Genomic DNA, 641 nt, shown 5'->3' with positions numbered 1-641 from the left:
ACTAATCCATCGCGTTTATGCCTGTGTCCAAAGGAGGGAAAAATATAAAGATTTTTATTTCCCCGTTGTTGTTTGAATCATAGAAATCGGTCCGATTCTCGCCAATATATTCCCGATCGGCCAACAAGATTTTACCATTTAGGCGGTAATAGACTAGGGCTTCAGTCATCAACTGTTGGCGTTCAACCTCACTACTATGCCCTTTTTTATGGAGTTAAACCCAATAGATTGGGATAGATGTATCTCGGCAAAGGATACATAGGGTTAGTAAATGAATGGGTTTCTTACCCACCCGCCAGGTGGTAGCATCCAAGATTAGATGGGTGAAACGGCTATGAAAAAGCCGGAAAACGAACTGAAGTATACAGATGACTAATCGATTGGGAGTTGCTACTCGAAAGAACCGGATAAGCCGCTTGTAAGGCGAGTCGGCTTTGGTATGATCATTGTCCAGCAGTTGAGATAGATAATCTTTAAGGACGTTCAGATTGGTAGACCGGGCCAGAACAATGGCCGAGCAGACCAGCAATAAATTTCGGAAGAAGTGCTCTGGAATATCCGGAAAGACCCTTCTACATTTGGCAAAAACCAGGCCGCCGGAGCGGTGGCTTGGCCATGGTGGTAGTTTTAATAAGTTTTAG

The 641-nt window shown here is 44.1% G+C and carries 1 protein-coding gene; it reads right to left on the bottom strand.

Annotated features, from left to right (window positions below; translation table 11 throughout):
• Nucleotides 1-214 precede the first annotated feature (214 nt).
• Nucleotides 215-529, bottom strand: coding sequence for a hypothetical protein (locus tag ACYVEA_RS34690; RefSeq protein ID WP_461117921.1), 315 nt, complete (start codon nt 527-529; stop codon nt 215-217).
• Nucleotides 530-641 lie beyond the last annotated feature (112 nt).

The sequence above is a fragment of the Spirosoma jeollabukense genome, assembly GCF_054777855.1.
This window is presented reverse-complemented; position numbering and strand designations above follow the sequence as displayed.